Genomic DNA, 20,774 nt, shown 5'->3' on the forward strand with positions numbered 1-20,774 from the left:
GCGGCGAACGGGCAGCGGCCCGGACGGGCGTCACGTGCGGCGGAAGGGCGCCACGCGTGGCCGTCGAGGGCTTCAGCCCTCGGCGGCCGGGCGGCGCAGCCGGTCACCGGCCGCCAGGATCGCCGCGGCCAGCGCGTCCGCCGCCTCCTGGGCGGCCCCGCCCCCGCGCCCCGTACTCCTGGCGCCGTGCAGGAGGACGAAGTCCACCTCGCCCAGTTCCGGCAGCCCCGCCCGGGCCGGGACCGGGACCAGCCCCGTCGGTATCAGCCCGCGCGTGTGCGCCATCACCCCGAGCCCCGCCCTGGCCGCCGCGATCAGCGCGCTCAGGCTCGCGCTCGTACAGGCGACGCGCCAACGCCGGCCGTGCGCCTCCAGCACCGTCAGGGCGCGGGCCCGGGTGATCCCCGGCGGCGGATACACGATCAGCGGGACCGGCCGGCCGGGGTCCAGCCGCAGCCGCGGGGCGCCGATCCAGGTCAGGGCGGACCGCCAGACCAGCTCGCCGTGTGTGTCGCCGCCGCGGCGCTTGGCCAGCACCAGATCGAGAAGGCCGGCGGCGAGCTGTTCGTGCAGGGTGCCGGAGAGCTCGACGGTCAGCTCCAGGTCCACCTCGGGATGGTCGCGCCGGAACGACTCCAGGATCTCGGGGAGCCGGGTGAGGACGAAGTCCTCCGACGCCCCGAACCGCAGCCGGCCGCGCGGCCGGCCGCCGGTGAAGAAGGCCGCCGCCCGTTCGTGCGCGGCCAGGATCGTCGAGGCGAATCCGAGCATCGCCTCGCCGTCCTCGGTCAGCTCCACGCTGTGGGTGTCACGGCTGAACAACGGCCGGCCCGTCGCGTCCTCCAGCCGCCGCACGTGCTGGCTCACCGTCGACTGGCGCACTCCCAGCCGGCGGGCGGCCTGCGTGAAGCTCAGGGTCTGGGCCACGGCCAGGAAGGTACGCAGCTGTGCGGGGTCGTACATACCGCCACGCGGATCACCGGGCATATAACCAGGCTACGGGTCATCGCGAAGCGTGATGACAGTCAGAGCGGTATGCGGGATTCCCGATCGGCCCGAACGGGTGGAGCATGGGGAGGCACGATCTGTACCGACCGCACGTAGTAGTGGAGCACATGAACCGCCGCCGTTCCCTTCGCCCGCCCTCCTGGTTGCCCCTCGACCCGTACCTCCTGGCGCTGATCGGAACGGTGGCCCTCGCCGCGCTGCTCCCGGTCTCCGGTACGCCCGCCACCGTGGCGGGCGGCGCGTCGACCGGCGCGGTGGCGCTGCTGTTCTTCCTCTACGGGGCCAGGCTGTCGACGCGCGAGGTGCTCGACGGGCTGCGCCACTGGCGGCTGCACGTGACCGTCCTGGCCGGTACGTTCGTGCTCTTCCCGCTGCTCGGGCTGGCCGCGCGGGGCCTCGTGCCGTTCGTGCTGACACCCTCGCTGTACAGCGGGCTCCTCTTCCTGTGCCTGGTGCCCTCCACGGTCCAGTCGTCCATAGCCTTCACATCCATGGCCCGGGGCAACGTGGCCGCCGCGATCTGCGCCGGATCGTTCTCCAGCCTCGTAGGGATCGTGGCCACCCCACTGCTCGTGGCGCTGCTGATGGGCGGCGGCACGGGCGGCTTCTCGGCGGGCTCGCTCCTCAAGATCGTGGCGCAGCTGCTGCTGCCGTTCCTGGCGGGGCAGGCGCTGCGCCGCTGGGTCGCGGGCTTCCTGACCCGGCACAAGAAGGTGCTCGGCCTGGTCGACCGGGGCTCGGTGCTGCTGGTCGTCTACACCGCCTTCAGCCAGGGCATGGTCGAGGGCATCTGGCACCAGGTGACCCCGGCCAGGCTGGGCGCGCTGCTGGGTGTCGAGGCCGTGCTGCTGGCCGCGATGCTGGCGGCGAGCTGGTACGGCGCCAAGGCGCTGGGGTTCGGCCGGGCGGACCGGGTGGCGATCCAGTTCGCGGGCTCGAAGAAGAGCCTGGCGGCGGGGCTGCCGATGGCGAGCGTCCTGTTCGGGGCGCAGGCGAGCCTGGCCGTCCTGCCGTTGATGCTGTTCCACCAGATGCAGCTGATGGTGTGCGCGGTGATCGCCAAGCGCCGGGCCCGGGATCCGCTGGCGGAGCCGGACGCGAGCCCCGTCGTGGCACGGTCCGCCGCCCGGCCGCCCGAGGACCGGGCCGCCATGGCGGACGGACGCGTCGGCCGCTGACGTCCCCGGCGGTCCGTGGGGGCCGACGGCTCAGCGACGCCGGTCCTTCCGGAGCGTCCGCGCCCCAGCGGTCGCCTCCCGGGCGAGACGGGGTGCCTGATACGTCCGGGCCGGGCACGTCCGTGGGCGAGTGGGCCAGGGGCCGGGGCGCCCGATACGTCCGGGGTGCCCACGTCCGCCGGCGAGTGAGCCGAAGGGGACTTCCGCCCGCGCCCCGGAGGCGAAGCGAGTCTCCGAAAACTCACACCTGGCTGTGCAAGGCGATCCGCTCCTCGCCCGCGTACACGTTCATGGACGCCCCGCGCAGGAAACCGACCAGCGTCAGTCCCGTCTCCGCCGCGAGATCGACGGCGAGGGACGAGGGCGCGGACACCGCCGCGAGCACAGGTATGCCCGCCATCACCGCCTTCTGGGCCAGCTCGAACGACGCGCGCCCGGAGACCAGCAGGATCGCCCGGGACAACGGCAGCAGGTCCTGTCGCAGTGCCCGGCCGACGAGCTTGTCGACCGCGTTGTGCCGGCCGACGTCCTCCCGGATGTCCAGCAGCTCTCCGGCTTCGGAGAACAGCGCCGCCGCGTGCAGCCCACCGGTCCGGTCGAAGACCTGCTGGGCCGCCCGCAGCCGGTCGGGGAGGGCCGAGAGCAGCGTGGGCTCGACGCGGACCGGGGGAGTGTCCGCGATCGGGAACCGGGCCGTGGTCCGCACGGCGTCCAGGCTGGCCTTGCCGCACAGCCCGCACGACGACGTCGTGTAGACGTTCCGCTCCAGCGTGATGTCCGGTACCGGCACGCCGGGGGCGAGCTGCACGTCCACCACGTTGTACGTGTTCGATCCGTCGTCCTGGGCCCCGGCACAGTACACGACGGACCGCACCTCGGAGGCCGAGCCGAGTACGCCCTCGCTGACGAGGAACCCGGTGGCGAGGGCGAAGTCGTCCCCCGGGGTGCGCATCGTGATGGCGAGCGGTTTGCCGTTCAGCCGGATCTCCAGCGGTTCTTCGGCGACCAGGGTGTCGGGCCTGCTGCTGACGGCTCCGTTCCTGATGCGGATGGTGCGGCGGCGCTCGGTGACCCGTCCCATGGTGATCAGCCCTTGTAAGTTCGCAAATTTGAGAGATGAGAGATTACGGAGTTGCCGGTGTCACCGGATCGTTCGCGCGGTGACGTGATCTCTCACGATCTCACTGTCCCGGACACAAAGCCTTGTGCATACAGTATGCGAACCTGCCCGCAGGTGACAGGGGCGCCCGATCCGAGCCCCCGGTAACGGCGCCGCGACTCCCAGTGGGTCACGGCGTCCCAGTCCTGGCGCACGGCCGGTGAACTGCGTGGAAGACCTTCCCAAGCGCGCTGAGGGTTCCTAGAGTTCGCGACCATGACCCCACCAATCGCACCCGCAGGCTGGAGCCGCTGGCTGGTGCCGCCCGCCGCGCTGTCGGTGCACCTGTCGATCGGCCAGGCGTACGCCTGGAGCGTGTTCAAGCCATCGCTCGAATCCGCCCTCGGTCTCTCCGGCACCGAGAGCGCCCTGCCCTTCCAACTCGGCATCGTGATGCTCGGCCTGTCCGCCGCCTTCGGCGGCACGCTCGTCGAGCGCAACGGCCCGCGCTGGGCCATGACCGTCGCCCTGTGCTGCTTCTCCTCCGGTTTCCTGCTCGCCGCGCTCGGCGCCGCCACCCGTCAGTACTGGCTGATCGTCCTCGGCTATGGATTCGTCGGCGGCATCGGCCTCGGCATCGGTTACATCTCGCCGGTCTCCACACTGATCAAGTGGTTCCCCGACCGGCCGGGCATGGCCACCGGCATCGCCATCATGGGCTTCGGCGGCGGTGCGCTCATCGCCTCGCCGTGGTCCGCGCAGATGCTCGACACGTACGGCAACGACAGCGACGGCATCGCCCTCGCCTTCCTGACGCACGGGCTGGTCTACGCGGCCTTCATGACGCTCGGCGTGCTGCTCGTCCGCGTACCCCCGCCGGGGTACGGGCGGTCGAAGGCCGCCGACCCCGCCGCCACGGGCCGGGCCGCGGACGCCGCGTCCGTGGCCACACCCCAGGTCTCGGCCCGCTCGGCCATCCGCACCCCGCAGTTCTGGTTCCTGTGGCTCGTCCTGTGCATGAACGTCACCGCGGGCATCGGGATCCTGGAGAAGGCCGCCCCGATGATCACCGACTTCTTCGCCACGAGCGACACCCCGGTCACGGTCTCGGCCGCGGCCGGTTTCGTGGCGCTGCTCTCCGCCGCCAACATGGCGGGGCGCATCGGCTGGTCGTCCACCTCCGACCTGATCGGCCGCAAGAACATCTACCGCGTCTACCTGGGCGTCGGCGCACTGATGTATCTGCTGATCGCCTTGTTCGGGGACGCCTCCAAGCCGCTCTTCGTGATCTGCGCGCTGGTGATCCTCTCCTTCTACGGGGGCGGCTTCGCCACCATTCCCGCCTACCTCAAGGACCTCTTCGGCACCTACCAGGTCGGCGCGATCCATGGTCGGCTGCTCACCGCCTGGTCCACCGCCGGTGTGCTGGGCCCGCTCATCGTCAACTGGGTGGCGGACAGCCAGGAGGAGGCCGGCCGGAGCGGAGCCGGTCTCTACGGGCTCTCGTTCACGATCATGATCGGCCTGCTGGTCGTCGGTTTCATCGCCAACGAACTGGTCCGGCCCGTCCATGCCCGCCACCATGTCCCCGCGGCGGACATCGCAGCCGCGACGGCGACCGCAGCCGCGACCACCTCCGCCCCCGCCGCCGCATCCACGTCCGCCTCCGGCACAACCCCCGCACCGAAGGAGGCCGCCGATGGCCGGTAGCCCGTCTCCGAGCAGTTCGTCCCCGGGTGGCGCCGCGCCCGAGGCCCGGGCGCGGACCGGTGCGCCCGAAGCGTCACGGCGTACCGGTCTGATCGTTTTCGCGTGGCTCTGGGTGGGGACCCCGCTGGCGTACGGGGTCTACGAGCTGGTGCTCAAGGCCGCCCAGTTGTTCACCGGTTGACGATCACGATGTGGTGGAGTCTCCAACCGGAGGGGGTGAATCCTGTCGGATCCCCTGCACGGTTACTCACGAGTCCTTGACAACACTTGAGGATTCCTGACGACCGACAACAAAGGGGGTCCCGGGCATGACGGGCACTCGTATCGCCGCGCTCGGGCACTATCAGCCCGCCAAGGTGCTCACCAACGACGATCTCGCGGTCATGGTGGACACCAACGACGAGTGGATCAGCAGCAGGGTCGGCATCAAGACCCGGCATGTCTCGGGCCCCGACGAGCCCGTGGACGAGCTGGCCGCCCACGCGGCGGCCAAGGCGCTCGCCTCGGCAGGGCTCACCCCGGCGGACATCGACCTCGTCCTGGTCGCCACCTCCACCGCGACCGACCGGTCACCCAACACGGCCGCCCGGGTCGCCGCGCGGCTGTCGATGGAGTCGCCGGCGGTGATGGACCTCAACGTCGTGTGCGCGGGGTTCACCCACGCGCTCGCCACCGCCGACCACGCGATACGCGCGGGCTCGGCGGCCCGGGCCCTGGTCATCGGCGCGGACACCATGTCCGCCGTCGCCGACTGGACCGACCGTACGTCCTGCGTCCTGGTCGGCGACGGTGCGGGCGCGGCGGTCGTCGTGGCGGCCGGGGAGAGCGAGGGGCCGGGGATCAGTCCCGTGCTCTGGGGATCCGTTCCTCAGATGGGGCGCGCGGTGCGGATCGAGGGCACCCCGCCGCGGTTCGCGCAGGAGGGGCAGACGGTCTACCGCTGGGCCACCACCCAGCTGCCGCCGATCGCACGCCAGGTCTGCGAGCGGGCCGGCGTCGCCCCCGAGGATCTGGCGGCGGTCGTGCTGCACCAGGCCAATCTGCGGATCATCGAGCCCGTCGCCCAGAAGATCGGCGCCGTCAACGCGGTGATCGCCCGCGACGTGGTGGAGTCCGGCAACACGTCCGCGGCCTCGATACCGATGGCCCTGTCCAAGCTGGTGGCGAGGGGAGAGGTCGAGTCGGGGGCCCCGGCCCTGCTGTTCGGCTTCGGAGGGAACCTCTCCTACGCGGGGCAGGTCGTGCGCTGCCCCTGAGCCGGCCGCGCGTCCCCCAGGTGCCGCACCGTGCGTGCCACGCCGCACCGTGCGTGCTTCGCGCGTGCCGGTCCGCGGCGCCCGGGGAACCGTCTCCGTCTGATCCCCGTCTTCCCAAGACCGTCAAGAAGGCAACTGTTCTCGGTAGACTGTAGACGATAGCCAATCGCTGGTGCGTGTCGCGCGACGCGGCCCCGCACCGGTCTTTCGACACTGTCGTCAGGAGGGGGACCGCGCATGCTGTCCGCGAAGTTGGCGCAGGGAGCCGTGCCCAAGCTCGAACGGCCGGGGCCGCTGCGTGAGCGTGTGTACGAGGCCCTGCTCGAACTGATCACGACCCGCGCGCTCCAGCCGGGGCAGCACCTGGTCGAGAGCGAACTGGCGGGCCACCTCGGCGTTTCCCGGCAGCCGGTGCGCGAGGCACTCCAGCGCCTGAACACGGAGGGCTGGGTCGATCTGCGCCCGGCCCAGGGCGCGTTCGTCCATGAACCGACCGAGGAGGAGGCGGACCAACTGCTCTCGGTCCGTACGCTCCTGGAGGCCGAGGCGGCCCGGCTGGCCGCCGCGAACTCCGGCTCCGCCGGGATCCGCGAGCTGGAGGCGCTGTGCGCCGTGGGCGAGCGGGCCGTGGCGGACGACGACGTGGAACTCGCGGTCGCCACGAACGCGGCCTTCCACGCCAAGGTCATGGAACTGGCGGGCAATGTCGTCCTGGCCGAGCTGGCCGGGCAGGTGGACCGCCGGGTGCGGTGGTACTACACGCCGGTCGCCCGGCAGCGGGGCAAGCAGTCGTGGATCGAGCACCGTGATCTGATCGACGCGATCTCGGCCCGGGACGAAGTGCGCGCGACGGAGGTCATGAGGGCGCACACGGAACACACGCGTACGACGTACCACCAGCGCGAGCGCGGCTGACCGCGCCCCCTCGGCCGCCCACCTCCTCGCCGCCCGCACCGCGTTCCCCGTGGGCGTCAGCTCCGCCCCACGTCCTTGACGAACACCATCCCGTCGATCCCGGCCAGGTGGGCCGGGTCGAGTGGGGCGTAGCCGTACCAGGGGGAAACGCGGGGAGCGGGCAGTGTGTCACCGAGGGCGGTGGCCGGCCGGGAGGAGTCGACGACGTAGCGGTCCTCCGGGAGTGCGTACAGGAGGCCTTCGACGGTGTCCGGCGGCGGGGTGTCCACTCCCTGGTGCCGGATCGTGCCGACGGCCGTGGCCACGAAGGCGTACTCCTCGCCGAGCCGGGCACTCACCAGCGCACCGGCGCTCCACCACTCCACCGGCCCCTGCCACATCCGCATCGTGCTCTTCTCCCGCTGGAGATGGCTGTTGTGGGCGTGGACCAGTGCCGGGCCCCGTTCGGCGACGGCGAGGAGGTTGTGGGCCATCATCACGTCCCGCAGCGCACACAGCCGTGTCATGCGGGCGGGTGACGTGTCGGCCATCCAGAAGTGGTAGCGCAGCAGGCCGGTGGCGGTGCGCCCGTACAGGTGCGCCCGGTCCCAGGCGTCCCGCGCGGCCGCCGTGATCAGGTGCGGGGTCTGTGCGTCCAGCAGGGCCACCAGGTCGTCGGCGAGCAGCCGCAGCTCCCTGGCCTCGGCCGACTGCCCCACGGACCGGGCCGGGTCCGTCATGGCCGCGGGGTCGGTCCACCGGTCGTCGGCGCCGAGCAGGGTCGCACCCCCCACGGCTACCGCGCCTATACATACCTCGCTGCACGCGCGGGCCCTGCGCGCGTTCCTCGCCCTGGTGCCCGGCCACGGCCATCCGACGGCGACGTCGATCATGCGGGCGGTGAACGAGGGCGCGGCCGACGAGGCGTTCCGCCTCATCGACGAGAGTCACGCCCAGCTCCTGGACGACCGCCGGACCCTCCAGGCCGTGGAGAGTGCCCTCCGCGACCTGGAGCCCACCGAGGCGTCCGAGCCCGGCCCCGGGTGCGCGCAGATCACGGTGCGCGGGCCGGGCGCAGGGTCGGGGCCGGGCGCGGGGGCCAGGTCCGGTGGCACGTTCATCGGGCCGCTCGCGGACGAGCTCGGTGTCCGGCCCGCGACACTGCGCAAGTGGGAGCGCGCCGGGCTGGTCCGCCCGCGCCGCGACCCGCTGACCGGGTACCGCGTCTACGACGAGGCCGACGTACGGGACGTCCGGCTGGCCCACCAGCTCAGGCGGGGCGGCTACCTGCTGGAGCGGATCGCCCCGCTGATCGCCCAGGTGCGGGCGGCCGGCGGGCTGAAGTCGCTGGAGGGCGCACTGCGCGACTGGCACGGCCGGCTGTCCGCGCGCGGGCGGGCGATGCTGACCGGGGCCGCCGAGCTGGAGGCGTACCTGCGCGAGCGCGGATGAGACGTCCCGGACGAGACCTCGGTCGTCGGCCGACGAGAACACAGGCCGACGAGACTCAGGAGTCACCGACGTTCCGCCGACGGCCTCCCCGGGCGGCTTCACCGGACCTTTGTCCTCGGTGTGGAGAAAGTTGGGACTGATTCGTGCGCAACTTCTTCCCCCTGCGGGCAAGCGCTGCTACGTTCCCTCAAAAGCCCGATAATCACAGCCGAGAGGCGGGGAGGGGCGCGTGAGACGTATGACCGCACGGCCCGCGAACGCGCACCAGGCGCGACTGCTCCGACTGTTGCGCGACGGTGGCCCCAACTCCCGTGCGCAACTCGGCGACCAGGTCGACCTCTCCCGCTCCAAGCTCGCGGTCGAGGTGGACCGGCTGCTGGAGACCGGTCTGGTGGTCGCCGACGGACTCGCCGCCTCGCGCGGAGGCCGCCGCTCCCACAACATCCGGCTCGCGCCGGGCATGCGCTTCCTCGGTGTCGACATCGGCGCCACCTCCATCGACGTGGCCGTGACCAACGCGGAGCTGGAGGTGCTGGGACATCTCACTCACCCCATGGACGTCCGGGAGGGGCCGGTCGCGGTCTTCGAGCAGGTGCTCGTCATGGCCGCCAAGCTCAAGGTCTCCGGTCTCGCCGAGGAGTTCGACGGGGCGGGGATAGGCGTTCCGGGCCCGGTGCGCTTCCCCGAAGGCGTCCCGGTCGCGCCGCCGATCATGCCGGGCTGGGACGGCTTCCCCGTGCGGGAGGCGCTCAGCCAGGAACTGGGCTGCCCGGTCATGGTCGACAACGATGTGAACCTGATGGCGATGGGGGAGCAGCACGCGGGCGTCGCCCGCTCCGTGGACGACTTCCTCTGCGTCAAGATCGGCACCGGCATCGGCTGCGGGATCGTGGTCGGCGGCGATGTCTACCGGGGGACGACCGGCAGCGCCGGGGACATCGGCCATATCCAGGCCGTACCCGAAGGCCGAGCCTGCGCCTGCGGCAACAAGGGCTGCCTGGAGGCGTACTTCAGCGGGGCCGCGCTCGCCCGGGACGCCGAGGAGGCGGCCCGTAGCGGAGCCTCGCCTGAATTGGCCGGCCGGCTGGAGACGTCGGGCCGGCTGACCGCCGTGGACGTCGCCGCGGCGGCGGCGGCCGGTGACGCCGCCGCCCTCGACCTGATCCGCGCCGGCGGAAACCACGTCGGACAGGTCATCGCCGGGCTCGTCAGCTTCTTCAACCCGGGCCTCGTGGTGATCGGCGGTGGCGTGACCGGCCTCGGGCACACGCTGCTCGCCAGCATCCGCACCCAGGTCTACAAGCAGTCCCTGCCGCTGGCCACCGGCAACCTCCCCATCGTCCTGGGCGAGTTGGGACCGGCCGCCGGGGTCACCGGCGCCGCCCGGCTCATCAGCGACCACCTGTTCTCGCCGGTCTGACCCGGCGCGCACCATCCGGCTGTCCGGCGTGAACCGCCGGCAGCCCGGCCGCACCGCACGCACAACGCGCACCACCCCGCACGACTCGTAGACACAACACATCACAACAACACACGACAACAGACACACCAACAACACGCGACACACAACAGACGCGTCAACACATCCGCACCGCATTCGTAGCCGCAGCCAGTACCTCTGCCCGTGCCCGTACACCGCGCATCCGCATCCGCCGCGCGCCCGTACGGCGTACGACACCACCACTCCGCACCTGGCTCCGCCCTGCCCTGCCCGCGTTCAGCCCTGCCCGCGGGGCAGGCCGTATCCGCCGAGGAGACAACACGTCATGGCACCAGCATCAGCACCGGCACCACCCCAGACCCCGCTGCTCACCATGTCCGGCATCACCAAGACCTTCCCGGGCGTGCGCGCCCTCGACGGCGTCGACCTGGAGGTCCAGGCGGGCGAGGTGCACTGCCTGCTGGGCCAGAACGGCGCGGGCAAGTCCACCCTCATCAAGGTGCTCGCCGGGGCCCACCAGCCCGACGACGGTGTCATCACCTGGCAGGGCGAGGCGATCACACTCAAGTCGCCCATCGCCGCGATGCGGCACGGCATCGCCACCATCTACCAGGAACTCGACCTGGTCGAGGGCCTGTCGGTGGCCGAGAACATCTTCCTCGGCCACGAACCCACCACCGCCGGATTCGTGGTCAAGGGCCGGGAGGCCAGGGCCCGGGCGACCGACCTTCTGGCGCGCCTCGGCCACCCGGAGATCCAGGCGCACCGCCCCGTCGGCTCGCTCTCCGCCGCCCAGCAGCAGATCGTGTCGATGGCACGGGCCCTGTCCCACGACGTACGACTCATCGTGATGGACGAGCCGTCCGCGGCGCTCGACCCCGACGAGGTCGACAACCTCTTCCGTACCGTCGCCACCCTCACCGCCGACGGGGTGGCGGTCATCTACATCTCCCACCGGCTGGAGGAGATCCGCCGCATCGGCGACCGGGTCACGGTCATCAAGGACGGCCGCACGGTGGCCGTCGGGCTGCCGGCCGACCGGACCCCGACCCATGAGGTCGTCGCGCTGATGACCGGGCGCAACGTCGAGTACGTCTTCCCCGAGCGGCCGGGACCCGCCACCGCGGCGGCCCGGCCCGAGCCGGTCCTGCGGGTCGAAGGACTCGCCAGGGACGGCGAGTTCGAGCCGGTGGACCTGGAACTGCGTCCGGGCGAGATCGTCGGGCTGGCGGGGCTGGTCGGTTCCGGACGGTCCGAGATCCTGGAGACGATCTACGGCGCGCGCAAGCCCACCGCGGGCCGGGTCCTGGTCGACGGAGTGGCGCTGCGCCCCGGCAGCGTACGGTCCGCCGTCCGCGCGGGGCTGGGCCTCGCCCCCGAGGAGCGCAAGGCCCAGGGCCTGCTGATGCTCGAATCGGTCACCCGCAACGTGTCGGTGTCGACCCTCTCGCGCTTCTCCCGGGCCGGCTGGCTCGACCACGGCGCCGAGCGGTCCGCCGCCCACACGGCCATCCGGGAGCTGTCCCTGCGGCCCGACAACCCCGACGCCCGGATCCGTACCCTCTCCGGCGGCAACCAGCAGAAGGCGGTCCTCGCCCGCTGGCTGCTGCGCGGCTGCCGGGTGCTGCTGCTGGACGAACCGACCCGCGGCGTCGACGTCGGCGCCCGCGCGGAGCTGTACGCCGTGATCCGCAGGCTGGCCGACGACGGACTGGCCGTCCTGCTCGTCTCCAGCGAGGTACCCGAAGTCCTGGGCCTCGCCGACCGGGTGCTGGTGCTCAGGGAGGGCCGGGTGGTCCACCGGGCACCGGCCCAGGAGCTCGACGAGCACCGTGTCCTCGACCTTGTGATGGAAGGGAGCCCGACGCGATGACACCGCCTGCCTCCGAGGCGCAACAGGGCGGGACCGGCGCCGCAGCCGCGTCCGGTCCGCCCACGCCGAACACAACGGAAACACCGAACGCATCGAACACAGCGAACACAACGAACATGACAAAGACTTCGAGCACACCGAACACATCGAACGCGTCCCCCGCGTCCGGGGGCAGGCCCGGCCTCGGGCTGCGCCTCGACGTCCGTAACCTCTCGCTCCTCGGCGTGCTTCTCGCCCTCGTGATCGTCGGCGGTTTCACCCGACCCGAGCAGTTCCTGTCGACCAGCAACCTCCAACTCGTCCTCACCCAGGCGTCCGTGATCGGTGTGGTCACGGTGGGCATGACCTTCGTGATCACCAGCGGGGGCATCGACCTGTCGGTGGGCGCGATCCTCGCGCTCGCCTCGGTCTGGGCCACGACGGTGGCCACCCAGGAGTACGGATTCGCCGGCATCCTCTTCACAGCGGTGGCCGTGGGACTGGCCTGCGGCCTGGTGAACGGACTGCTCATCGCCTACGGCGGGATGGTGCCGTTCATCGCCACGCTCGCGATGCTCGCCTCGGCCCGGGGGCTCGCCCTGCAGATCACCGAGGGCAAGACCCAGATCGTGACCGTCCAGTCGGTCCTCGACCTCGGCGTCCCCGACTCCTACGTGCTGGGGATCCCGCCGCTCGTCCTGGTCTTCGCCGCCGTCACCGTCATCGGCTGGCTGGTGCTGAACCGTACGACCTTCGGCCGGCGCACCGTCGCCGTCGGCGGCAACGCGGAGGCCGCGCGCCTCGCCGGGATCGACGTCCGCAGGCAGCGGCTGTACCTGTACCTGCTCTCCGGGCTCTGCTGCGGCATCGCCGCGTTCCTGCTGATCATTCTGGCCGGCTCGGGACAGAACACCAACGGAAACCTCTACGAGCTGGACGCCATCGCCGCGGCGATCATCGGCGGCACGCTGCTCACCGGGGGCCGCGGCACGATCGTCGGCTCTGTCCTCGGTGTCCTCGTCTTCACCACGATCACCAACATCTTCGCCCTCAACAACCTGCAGAGCGACGTCCAGCAGATCGCCAAGGGGGCGATCATCGTCGCCGCCGTCCTGATCCAGCGCCGCACCCTACGGGGCGGCGAGTCGTAACCGGGTCCCGCCCGCTCCCACCACACCTCTCCCCCGTACCGGCCTACCGCGAAGGGTTCCATCCCATGCCAGAAACGAGCCGCAGAGGACTGCTCTTCGGCACCGCCGCCGTCTCGGCGGGTGCCTTCCTCACCGCCTGCACCAGCAACGAGCCCGCGAAGAAGGAACCGGCGGCCGACAGCCGTCCGGCCGCCGACGACAAGCCGGGCAAGCACGTCACCATCGGCTTCGCAGGTCCGCAGGCCGACCATGGCTGGCTCAACGCCATCAACGAGCAGGCCAGGTCGCGCGCGGAGACCTACTCCGACGTGACGCTGGACGCCACCGAGGGTTCCAACGACACGGCCGCGCAGATCGGTCAGGTCGAAACCCTGATCAACAAGAAGGTCGACGTCCTGGTGATCCTGCCGGCCGACGGCAAGGCACTCACCCAGGTCGGACTCAAGGCCATGCGGGCCGGCATCCCGGTGATCAACCTGGACCGGGTCTTCGCCGATCCCCAGGCCTACCGCTGCTGGGTGGGCGGCGACAACTACGGCATGGGCCTCAACGCCGGCAAGTACATCGGCGAGAAGCTCAAGGACAAGCCGAACGCCAAGGTCGTCGAGCTCTCGGGCCCGGACAGCCTGGAGCTGACCCAGCAGCGCACGAAGGGCTTCGACGACGCCCTCAAGAACTATCCGAACATCCGGAAGGTCGCGCGCCAGGCCGCCGACTTCACCGTCGAGTCGGGCCAGGCCAAGATGGCCCAGCTGCTGCAGGCCCAGTCCTCCTTCGACGCCCTGTGGAACCACGACGACGACCAGGGCGTCGGTGCGCTGCGCGCCGTCCAGCAGGCGGGCCGCGAGGGCTTCCTGATGGTCGGCGGGGCGGGCGCGAAGTCCGCGATGGACGCGATCAAGGCCGACAACAGCGTGCTCAAGGCCACCGTTCTCTACCCGCCGACCATGGCCGCGTCCGCCATCGACCTGGCCCGCGCGCTGGGCCAGTCGAAGGGCATCAGCGGCATGTCGGAGCTGGAGATCCCGGCCTCGGTCACGCTCTTCTCCGCCGTGGTCGACAAGCAGAACGTCGACCAGTACCTGCCCACCGGGTTCAACTGACCGTCGGCACCGCCCCCGGCCCGCGACGAGGAGGCCGGGGGCCGCGCCACCCCACCGGTCGGTTCACAAGACGAGGAGTACTCCGTATGACCCCCAGCGAAGCGTCGGAGACGGCAGCGGGCGCCCCACCGGCACCGCCGTCCGCACTCGGTGTCGGTATGGTCGGATACGCGTTCATGGGCGCCGCCCACTCCCAGGGATGGCGCACCGTTGGTCACGTGTTCGATCTGCCGGTACGGCCCACGCTGGCCGCGATCTGCGGGCGGGACGCGACGGCCGTCCGCGCGGCGGCCGACCGGCACGGCTGGGCCGCCGCCGAGACCGACTGGCGGGCGCTCATCGCGCGCGACGACGTCCAGATCGTGGACATCTGCACACCGGGGGACAGCCACGCGGAGATCGCCGTCGCCGCGCTGGCGGCGGGCAAACACGTGCTGTGCGAGAAACCCCTCGCCAACTCGGTGGCCGAGGCGGAGGAGATGGTGCGGGTCGCCGAGGAGGCAGCCGGACGCGGCCAGATCGCGATGGTCGGATTCAACTACCGCAGGGTGCCGGCCGTCTCCTACGCCAGGAAGCTGATCGAGTCGGGCCGGCTCGGTGAGCTGCGGCACGTCCGGGTCACCTACCTCCAGGACTGGCTGGTCGACCCGGAGGCTCCGCTCACCTGGCGGCTCCGCAAGGAGCACGCCGGATCGGGGGCGCTGGGCGACCTGGGCGCGCACATCGTGGACCTCGCGCAGTTCCTGGCGGGGGAGCCACTGGTGGGCGTCTCGGCGCTCGTCGAGACCTTCGTCAAGGAGCGGCCGCTGCCCGGCGGCGCGGCGGCGGGCCTCTCGGCGAGCACGCGGGCCGACGGCGGCCGAGGGGCGGTGACCGTGGACGACGCGGCGGTGTTCACCGGCCGCCTCGCGTCGGGCGCGCTGGCCACCTTCGAGGCCACCCGGATGGCCGCCGGGCGCAAGAACGCGCTGCGCCTGGAGATCAACGGGGAACGTGGTTCGCTCGCCTTCGACCTGGAACGGCTGAACGAGCTGTCGTTCCACGACCACACCGAGCCCGCGCCATCCTCCGGCTTCCGCCGCATCCTGGTGACCGAACCGGAACACCCCTACCTGGAGGCGTGGTGGCCGGCGGGGCACGCCCTCGGGTACGAGCACACCTTCGTCCACCAGGCCCGCGATCTGGTCGAGGCCATCGCGACCGGAACCGGCCCGGTGCCGTCGTTCGCCGACGGGCTCCAGGTCCAGCGCGTGCTGGCCGCGGTGGAGGACAGCGCCGCGAAGAACGCCGTCTACACGCCCGTACCGCAGCCCACGGACTGAACAGGGAGTATCGCCCGCGGCGCGCCGCCGCACCGGCCTGCTGCCGCACCACCCTGTCGCCGTACCGCCGTACCGCCCTATCAAGGAGGCACGAATGCCCCGCCCGTTCACACTGTTCACCGGCCAGTGGGCCGATCTGCCCCTGGAGGAGGTGTGCCGGCTCGCCCGTGACTTCGGTTACGACGGCCTGGAACTCGCCTGCTGGGGGGACCATTTCGAGGTCGACAAGGCGCTCGCCGACCCCGGTTACCTGGCGGGCCGCCACGAACTGCTCGACAAGTACGGACTGAAGTGCTGGGCCATCTCCAACCACCTGGTGGGCCAGGCCGTCTGCGACCACCCCATCGACGAGCGGCACCAGAACATCCTGCCCGCCCGGATCTGGGGCGACGGGGAGCCCGAGGGCGTGCGGCAGCGCGCCGCCGCCGAGATCAAGGACACCGCGCGGGCCGCGGCGGCCTTCGGCGTCGACACCGTCATCGGCTTCACCGGATCCTCGATCTGGCACCTGGTGGCGATGTTCCCGCCCGTCCCGCCCGGCATGATCGAGCGGGGGTACGAGGACTTCGCCGAGCGGTGGAACCCGATCCTGGACGTCTTCGACGCCGAGGGGGTCCGCTTCGCCCACGAGGTCCACCCCAGCGAGATCGCGTACGACTACTGGACCACGCACCGCGCCCTGGAGGCGGTCGGGCACCGGCCCGCGTTCGGGCTGAACTTCGACCCCAGCCACTTCGTGTGGCAGGACCTGGATCCGCTCGGCTTCCTCTACGACTTCAAGGACCGGATCTACCACGTCGACTGCAAGGAGGCCCGCAAGCGCCTGGACGGCCGCAACGGCCGTCTCGGCTCGCACCTGCCCTGGGGCGACCCGCGGCGCGGCTGGGACTTCGTCTCCGCGGGGCACGGGAACGTGCCGTGGGAGGACGTGTTCCGGATGCTCCGGTCGATCGGGTACGAGGGGCCGGTCTCCGTGGAGTGGGAGGACGCGGGGATGGACCGGCTCGCGGGTGCGCCGGAGGCACTGGCGCATTTGAAGCGGTTCGACTTCGAGCCGCCGCAGAGCTCGTTCGACGCGGCTTTCGGTTCATAGCGTCGTAGCCGGCGGCGTCCGCCCGCGGCGGCGCGCTCCTCGTCTCCCGCGGTTCCCGCCATTCCCGCGGTTTCTCACCGTTCTCGCGGTTTCCGGGGTTTCTGCGAGGGAAAGGTGTCCGCCGCGGGCGCTTCCGGCGTCCCCTTTGTCTTTCCGCTGGGGAAAGTTCAACTTCACCCCTGCGCAAGGTCTTTTCGTTGAGGACGAACACAGCTACCGTCCCTGATGTGTACAGGACATAGGTCTGGGTCCCCGATGTGACGGCGCACGTCGGTGACGAAGCCACCTCCGCCCCGCCCGGTGCCGGACGAGCACCCGGGCCGGGGAACGGAGGCGAGCACGGCGGGTGACCGCCGCGCCCGTAGCGGCATCCCGCACGTACGTACAGCCCCATTGTGGAGGATCCGTGCACAGTAAACGCACCCGAGCCAGAACCCTCCTCGCGCTCCTGACGGGCGCCATGCTCGCGGCAGCGAGCCTCAGCGCCGTGCCCGCCACAGCCGCCGATTCCGGCGCGGCGGCCGTCGCCCACGACCCCGGGCACGACGACCCCGGCCATGACGTTCCCGCCGCCGAGGACTTCCAGCAGGTGACCCTCGCCAAGGGCGCCGACGAGACCGGTGAGCCCATGTCGCTCGCCGTGCTCCCGGACCGCAGTGTGCTGCACACCTCGCGGGACGGCACACTCCGGATCACCGACGCCGGCGGTGACACCACGATCGCCGGCAAGCTGGACGTGTACAGCCATGACGAGGAAGGGCTCCAGGGAGTTGGTGTCGACCCCGGGTTCGCCGAGAACCGCGCCATCTACCTCTACTACGCGCCCAAGCTCGACACACCGGCCGGCGACGCCCCCGAGAACGGCACGGCTGCCGACTTCGCCCCCTTCGACGGCATCAACCGCCTCTCGCGCTTCACGCTCGACGAGGACGGCACGCTGAACACGGCGAGCGAGAAGAAGGTCCTCGACGTCGCCGCGTCGCGCGGCACCTGCTGCCACGTCGGCGGCGACATCGACTTCGACGCGGACGGCAACCTGTACCTGTCGACCGGCGACGACACCAACCCGTTCGCCTCCGACGGCTACACCCCGATCGACGAACGGACCGACCGCAACCCCGCGTTCGACGCCCAGCGCAGCGCCGGCAACACCAACGACCTGCGCGGCAAGCTCCTGCGGATCAAGGTCGCGGAGGACGGTTCGTACACCATCCCGGAGGGCAACCTCTTCGCTCCGGGCACGGAGAAGACCCGGCCCGAGATCTACGCGATGGGTTTCCGCAACCCGTTCCGCATCTCGGTCGACGAGAAGACCGGCATCGTGTACGTCGGTGACTACGGGCCCGACGCGGGCGCCGCGTCGCCGACCCGGGGGCCGTCCGGAATGGTCGAGTTCGCGCGGGTCACCGAGGCGGGCAACTTCGGCTGGCCGTACTGCGTCGGCAACAACGAGCCTTTCATCGACTACGACTTCGCGACCAAGCAGTCCGGCGAGGCCTTCGACTGCTCGGCTCCCAAGAACACCTCCCGGAACAACACCGGCCTGACCGACCTCCCGGCCGCGAAGCCCGCGTGGATCCCCTACGACGGCGGAAGTGTGCCCGAGTTCGGCACCGGCTCGGAGTCCCCGATGGCCGGGCCCGTCTACCGCTACGACGCGGACCTCGACTCGCCGGTGAAGTTCCCCGAGGCCTACGACGGCGACTTCTTCGCCGGGGAGTTCGGCCGCAAGTGGATCAAGCGGATCGAGCAGGGTGAGGACGGAACGGTCGAGAAGATCAACCCGTTCCCGTGGACCGGCACCCAGATCATGGACATGGACTTCGGCCCCGACGGCGCGCTCTATGTCCTGGACTACGGCCTCTCCTGGTTCGGCGGCGACGAGTACTCCGCGCTCTACCGCATCGAGAACGCCACCGGCGGCAAGTCACCGATCGCCGAGGCCACCGCGAGCAAGACCTCCGGCAAGGCTCCGCTGAAGGTGGCCTTCTCCTCCGCCGGCACCGAGGACCCGGACGGCGACAAGCTGTCCTACCAGTGGGACTTCGGCGACGGCTCCACCTCCACCGAGGCCGACCCCACGCACACGTACAAGAAGAACGGCACCTACAGCGCACGGCTCACGGTCACCGACCCCACCGAACGCACCGGCACGGCGTCCGTCCGGGTGGTCGTCGGCAACACCGCGCCCACGGTGACACTGGAGCTCCCCGCCGACGGAACCCTGTTCGACTTCGGTGACACACTGCCCTTCAAGGTGAAGGTCAGCGACCCCGAGGACGGCACGATCGACTGCTCCAAGGTGACGGTCCGCTACGTTCTCGGCCATGACAACCACGGCCACCCGATCACCTCGGCGAACGGCTGCGAGGGCACCATCACCGCCCCCGCGGACGCCGAGCACGACCCCAACGCCAACATCTTCGGTGTGATCGACGCCGAGTACACCGACGGCGGGGGCGGCGGCCAGGCCGCGCTCACCAGCCACGACCAGGCGCAGCTCCAGCCCCGCCACCGGCAGGCCGAGCACTTCACCGGGTCCTCCGGCGTCAATGTGATCGAGAAGGGGGCCGCCAACGGCGGCAAGACCGTCGGTGACATCGACAACGGCGACTGGATCTCCTTCAAGCCGTACAACCTGACCGGCTCGAAGACGCTCACGGCCCGGGTCTCGTCCGGCGGCTCCGGCGGCTTCCTGGAGGTACGGACCGGCTCCGCCAAGGGCACCCTGCTGGGTTCGGCGCCGATCCCGGTCACCGGCGGCTGGGAGACCTTCCAGGACGTGGACGTTCCCCTGCGCTCCGTACCGAAGAAGACCACCGAGCTGTTCCTGGTCTTCAAGGGCGGCTCCGGAGCGCTGTTCGACCTGGACGACTTCGAGATATCGACGAAGACCCCCGGCAAGACCGAGAAGCGGGTCCTGGTCTTCTCCAAGACCGCGGGATTCCGCCACGACTCGATCTCCGCGGGCGTCGCCGCCCTGAAGGAGCTGGGCAAGACCACGGGGATCACCGTCGACGCCACGGAGACGGCGGCCCAGTTCACCACCAACAACCTGGCCCGCTACGACGCGGTGGTCTTCCTCTCCACCACCGGTGACGTCCTCGACGCGGAACAGCAGAAGGCGTTCGAGAACTACGTCGCCACCGGTGGCGGCTACATGGGGGTGCACGCGGCGGCCGACACCGAGTACGACTGGGCCTTCTACGGCGGGCTCGTCGGCGCGTACTTCGGCTCCCACCCGGCGATCCAGCAGGCCACCGTGCGGGTCGAGGACAAGGACCACCCGTCGACCGCCCACCTGGACGACGAGTGGCAGCGCACCGACGAGTGGTACAACTACCGCACCAACCCGCGCGAGCAGGCCCGTGTCCTCGCCACCCTGGACGAGACCACCTACCAGGGCGGCACCATGAAGGGCGACCACCCGATCGCCTGGTGCCAGACCTACGAGGGCGGCCGGTCGTTCTACACCGGCGGCGGCCACACGAAGGAATCGTACGAGGACGCGGCCTTCCGCCAGCACCTGCTGGGCGGGCTGCGCTACGCGGCCGGCCAGGTGAAGGCCGACTGCAAGCCGCGGACCGGCTACCGGGACATCTTCAACGGCAAGACGCTGGAGGGCTGGAAGCAGGCCGGACCGGGCAAGTTCAACGTCGTGGACGGTGAACTGCGCTCGGAGGGCGGGATGGGACTCCTCTGGTACCAGGCCAAGGAGCTGAAGTCCTACTCGCTCAAGCTCGACTGGAAGATGGAGGGCGACGACAACTCGGGCGTGTTCGTGGGCTTCCCGGCCTCCGACGACCCGTGGTCGGCGGTGGACAAGGGGTACGAGGTTCAGATCGACGCGACCGACGCCCCGGACCGTACGACGGGCGCCGTCTACGGCTTCAAGTCCGCCGACGTGAAGGCCAGGGACCGGGTGCTCCGGCCGCCCGGGCAGTGGAACGCGTACGAGATCAAGGTCCAGGGCGAACGGCTCCAGGTCTTCCTCAACGGTGTGAAAATCAATGACTTCACCAACACGGACCCGGTGCGCAGCCTGAAGGACGGCTACATCGGACTCCAGAACCACGGGGCCGACGACCAGGTGTCCTTCCGTGACATCCAGCTCAAGGAACTGCCCTCCTCCTAGAACCGGCCGCCCGCCCAGGACCCTTCGGGGGCCCGGGCGGGCGGCCCGTCGGACGGGCGGCGGGCGGGGGAGGCGCCGAA

14 protein-coding genes and 2 pseudogenes are annotated in these 20,774 nt (G+C 70.9%); 13 read left to right on the forward strand and 3 right to left on the reverse strand.

Annotation, left to right across the window (positions count from 1 at the left end; all coding sequences use genetic code 11):
• Positions 1–72: 72 nt before the first annotated feature.
• On the reverse strand, positions 73–963 hold the full coding sequence (locus ACU6P3_RS28705; RefSeq protein ID WP_447198110.1) for a LysR substrate-binding domain-containing protein: 891 nt from the start codon (positions 961–963) through the stop codon (positions 73–75).
• A gap of 152 nt (positions 964–1,115) precedes the next feature.
• On the opposite strand from ACU6P3_RS28705, the gene ACU6P3_RS28710 reads away from it, so the two are divergent.
• Positions 1,116–2,186 (forward strand): bile acid:sodium symporter family protein, encoded by a 1,071-nt coding sequence (locus ACU6P3_RS28710; protein ID WP_447194759.1) that lies wholly within the window; start codon positions 1,116–1,118, stop codon positions 2,184–2,186.
• 241 nt (positions 2,187–2,427) lie between these two features.
• Here ACU6P3_RS28710 and fdhD read toward each other — a convergent pair whose 3' ends face one another.
• Entirely contained in the window at positions 2,428–3,267 is an 840-nt protein-coding gene (fdhD, locus tag ACU6P3_RS28715) for a formate dehydrogenase accessory sulfurtransferase FdhD (protein ID WP_447194760.1), read from the reverse strand.
• Between the two features lie 294 nt (positions 3,268–3,561).
• Here fdhD and ACU6P3_RS28720 point away from each other — a divergent pair, with 294 nt between their 5' ends.
• From ACU6P3_RS28720 to ACU6P3_RS28735, 4 genes are all read left to right on the forward strand, one after another.
• Positions 3,562–4,995, forward strand: a complete 1,434-nt coding sequence (locus ACU6P3_RS28720; RefSeq protein ID WP_447194761.1) for an OFA family MFS transporter — start codon at positions 3,562–3,564, stop codon at positions 4,993–4,995.
• Complete coding sequence (locus tag ACU6P3_RS28725; RefSeq protein WP_447194762.1) at positions 4,985–5,176, forward strand: MFS transporter small subunit; 192 nt, start codon at positions 4,985–4,987, stop codon at positions 5,174–5,176. Before ACU6P3_RS28720 ends, ACU6P3_RS28725 begins: the two co-directional genes overlap by 11 nt.
• Positions 5,177–5,303: 127 nt before the next feature.
• On the forward strand, positions 5,304–6,251 hold the full coding sequence (locus ACU6P3_RS28730; RefSeq protein WP_447194763.1) for a beta-ketoacyl-ACP synthase III: 948 nt from the start codon (positions 5,304–5,306) through the stop codon (positions 6,249–6,251).
• A 237-nt stretch (positions 6,252–6,488) separates the two neighbouring features.
• Positions 6,489–7,166 (forward strand): GntR family transcriptional regulator, encoded by a 678-nt coding sequence (locus ACU6P3_RS28735; RefSeq protein WP_447194764.1) that lies wholly within the window; start codon positions 6,489–6,491, stop codon positions 7,164–7,166.
• Between the two features lie 56 nt (positions 7,167–7,222).
• On the opposite strand, the pseudogene ACU6P3_RS28740 reads toward ACU6P3_RS28735, so the two are convergent.
• Positions 7,223–7,924 (reverse strand): annotated as a pseudogene (locus ACU6P3_RS28740) (erythromycin esterase family protein); the annotation flags it as partial.
• Here ACU6P3_RS28740 and ACU6P3_RS28745 point away from each other — a divergent pair.
• The 8 genes and pseudogenes from ACU6P3_RS28745 to ACU6P3_RS28780 all read left to right on the forward strand — a co-directional run bounded on the left by ACU6P3_RS28745 (position 7,856) and on the right by ACU6P3_RS28780 (position 20,694).
• A pseudogene (locus ACU6P3_RS28745) lies at positions 7,856–8,597 on the forward strand (TioE family transcriptional regulator). The pseudogenes ACU6P3_RS28740 and ACU6P3_RS28745 overlap by 69 nt on opposite strands.
• Before the next feature lie 238 nt (positions 8,598–8,835).
• Positions 8,836–10,017, forward strand: a complete 1,182-nt coding sequence (locus tag ACU6P3_RS28750; protein WP_447198111.1) for an ROK family transcriptional regulator — start codon at positions 8,836–8,838, stop codon at positions 10,015–10,017.
• A 346-nt stretch (positions 10,018–10,363) separates the two neighbouring features.
• On the forward strand, positions 10,364–11,911 hold the full coding sequence (locus ACU6P3_RS28755; RefSeq protein ID WP_344284144.1) for a sugar ABC transporter ATP-binding protein: 1,548 nt from the start codon (positions 10,364–10,366) through the stop codon (positions 11,909–11,911).
• Between the two features lie 116 nt (positions 11,912–12,027).
• Positions 12,028–13,041 carry an ABC transporter permease gene (locus tag ACU6P3_RS28760; protein WP_425574219.1) on the forward strand — a complete coding sequence of 338 codons (1,014 nt, stop codon included), beginning with the start codon at positions 12,028–12,030 and terminating at the stop codon, positions 13,039–13,041.
• Between the two features lie 65 nt (positions 13,042–13,106).
• Complete coding sequence (locus ACU6P3_RS28765) at positions 13,107–14,144, forward strand: substrate-binding domain-containing protein (RefSeq protein WP_030741705.1); 1,038 nt, start codon at positions 13,107–13,109, stop codon at positions 14,142–14,144.
• Between the two features lie 86 nt (positions 14,145–14,230).
• Positions 14,231–15,466, forward strand: a complete 1,236-nt coding sequence (locus ACU6P3_RS28770) for a Gfo/Idh/MocA family protein (RefSeq protein ID WP_447194765.1) — start codon at positions 14,231–14,233, stop codon at positions 15,464–15,466.
• Positions 15,467–15,560: 94 nt separating this feature from the next.
• Positions 15,561–16,559 (forward strand): sugar phosphate isomerase/epimerase family protein, encoded by a 999-nt coding sequence (locus ACU6P3_RS28775; protein ID WP_030741700.1) that lies wholly within the window; start codon positions 15,561–15,563, stop codon positions 16,557–16,559.
• A gap of 460 nt (positions 16,560–17,019) precedes the next feature.
• A complete protein-coding gene (locus ACU6P3_RS28780) occupies positions 17,020–20,694 on the forward strand; it encodes a ThuA domain-containing protein (RefSeq protein ID WP_447198112.1) in 3,675 nt (1,224 codons plus the stop codon).
• Positions 20,695–20,774: the final 80 nt, after the last annotated feature.

It is taken from the genome of Streptomyces hebeiensis, from assembly GCF_052983195.1.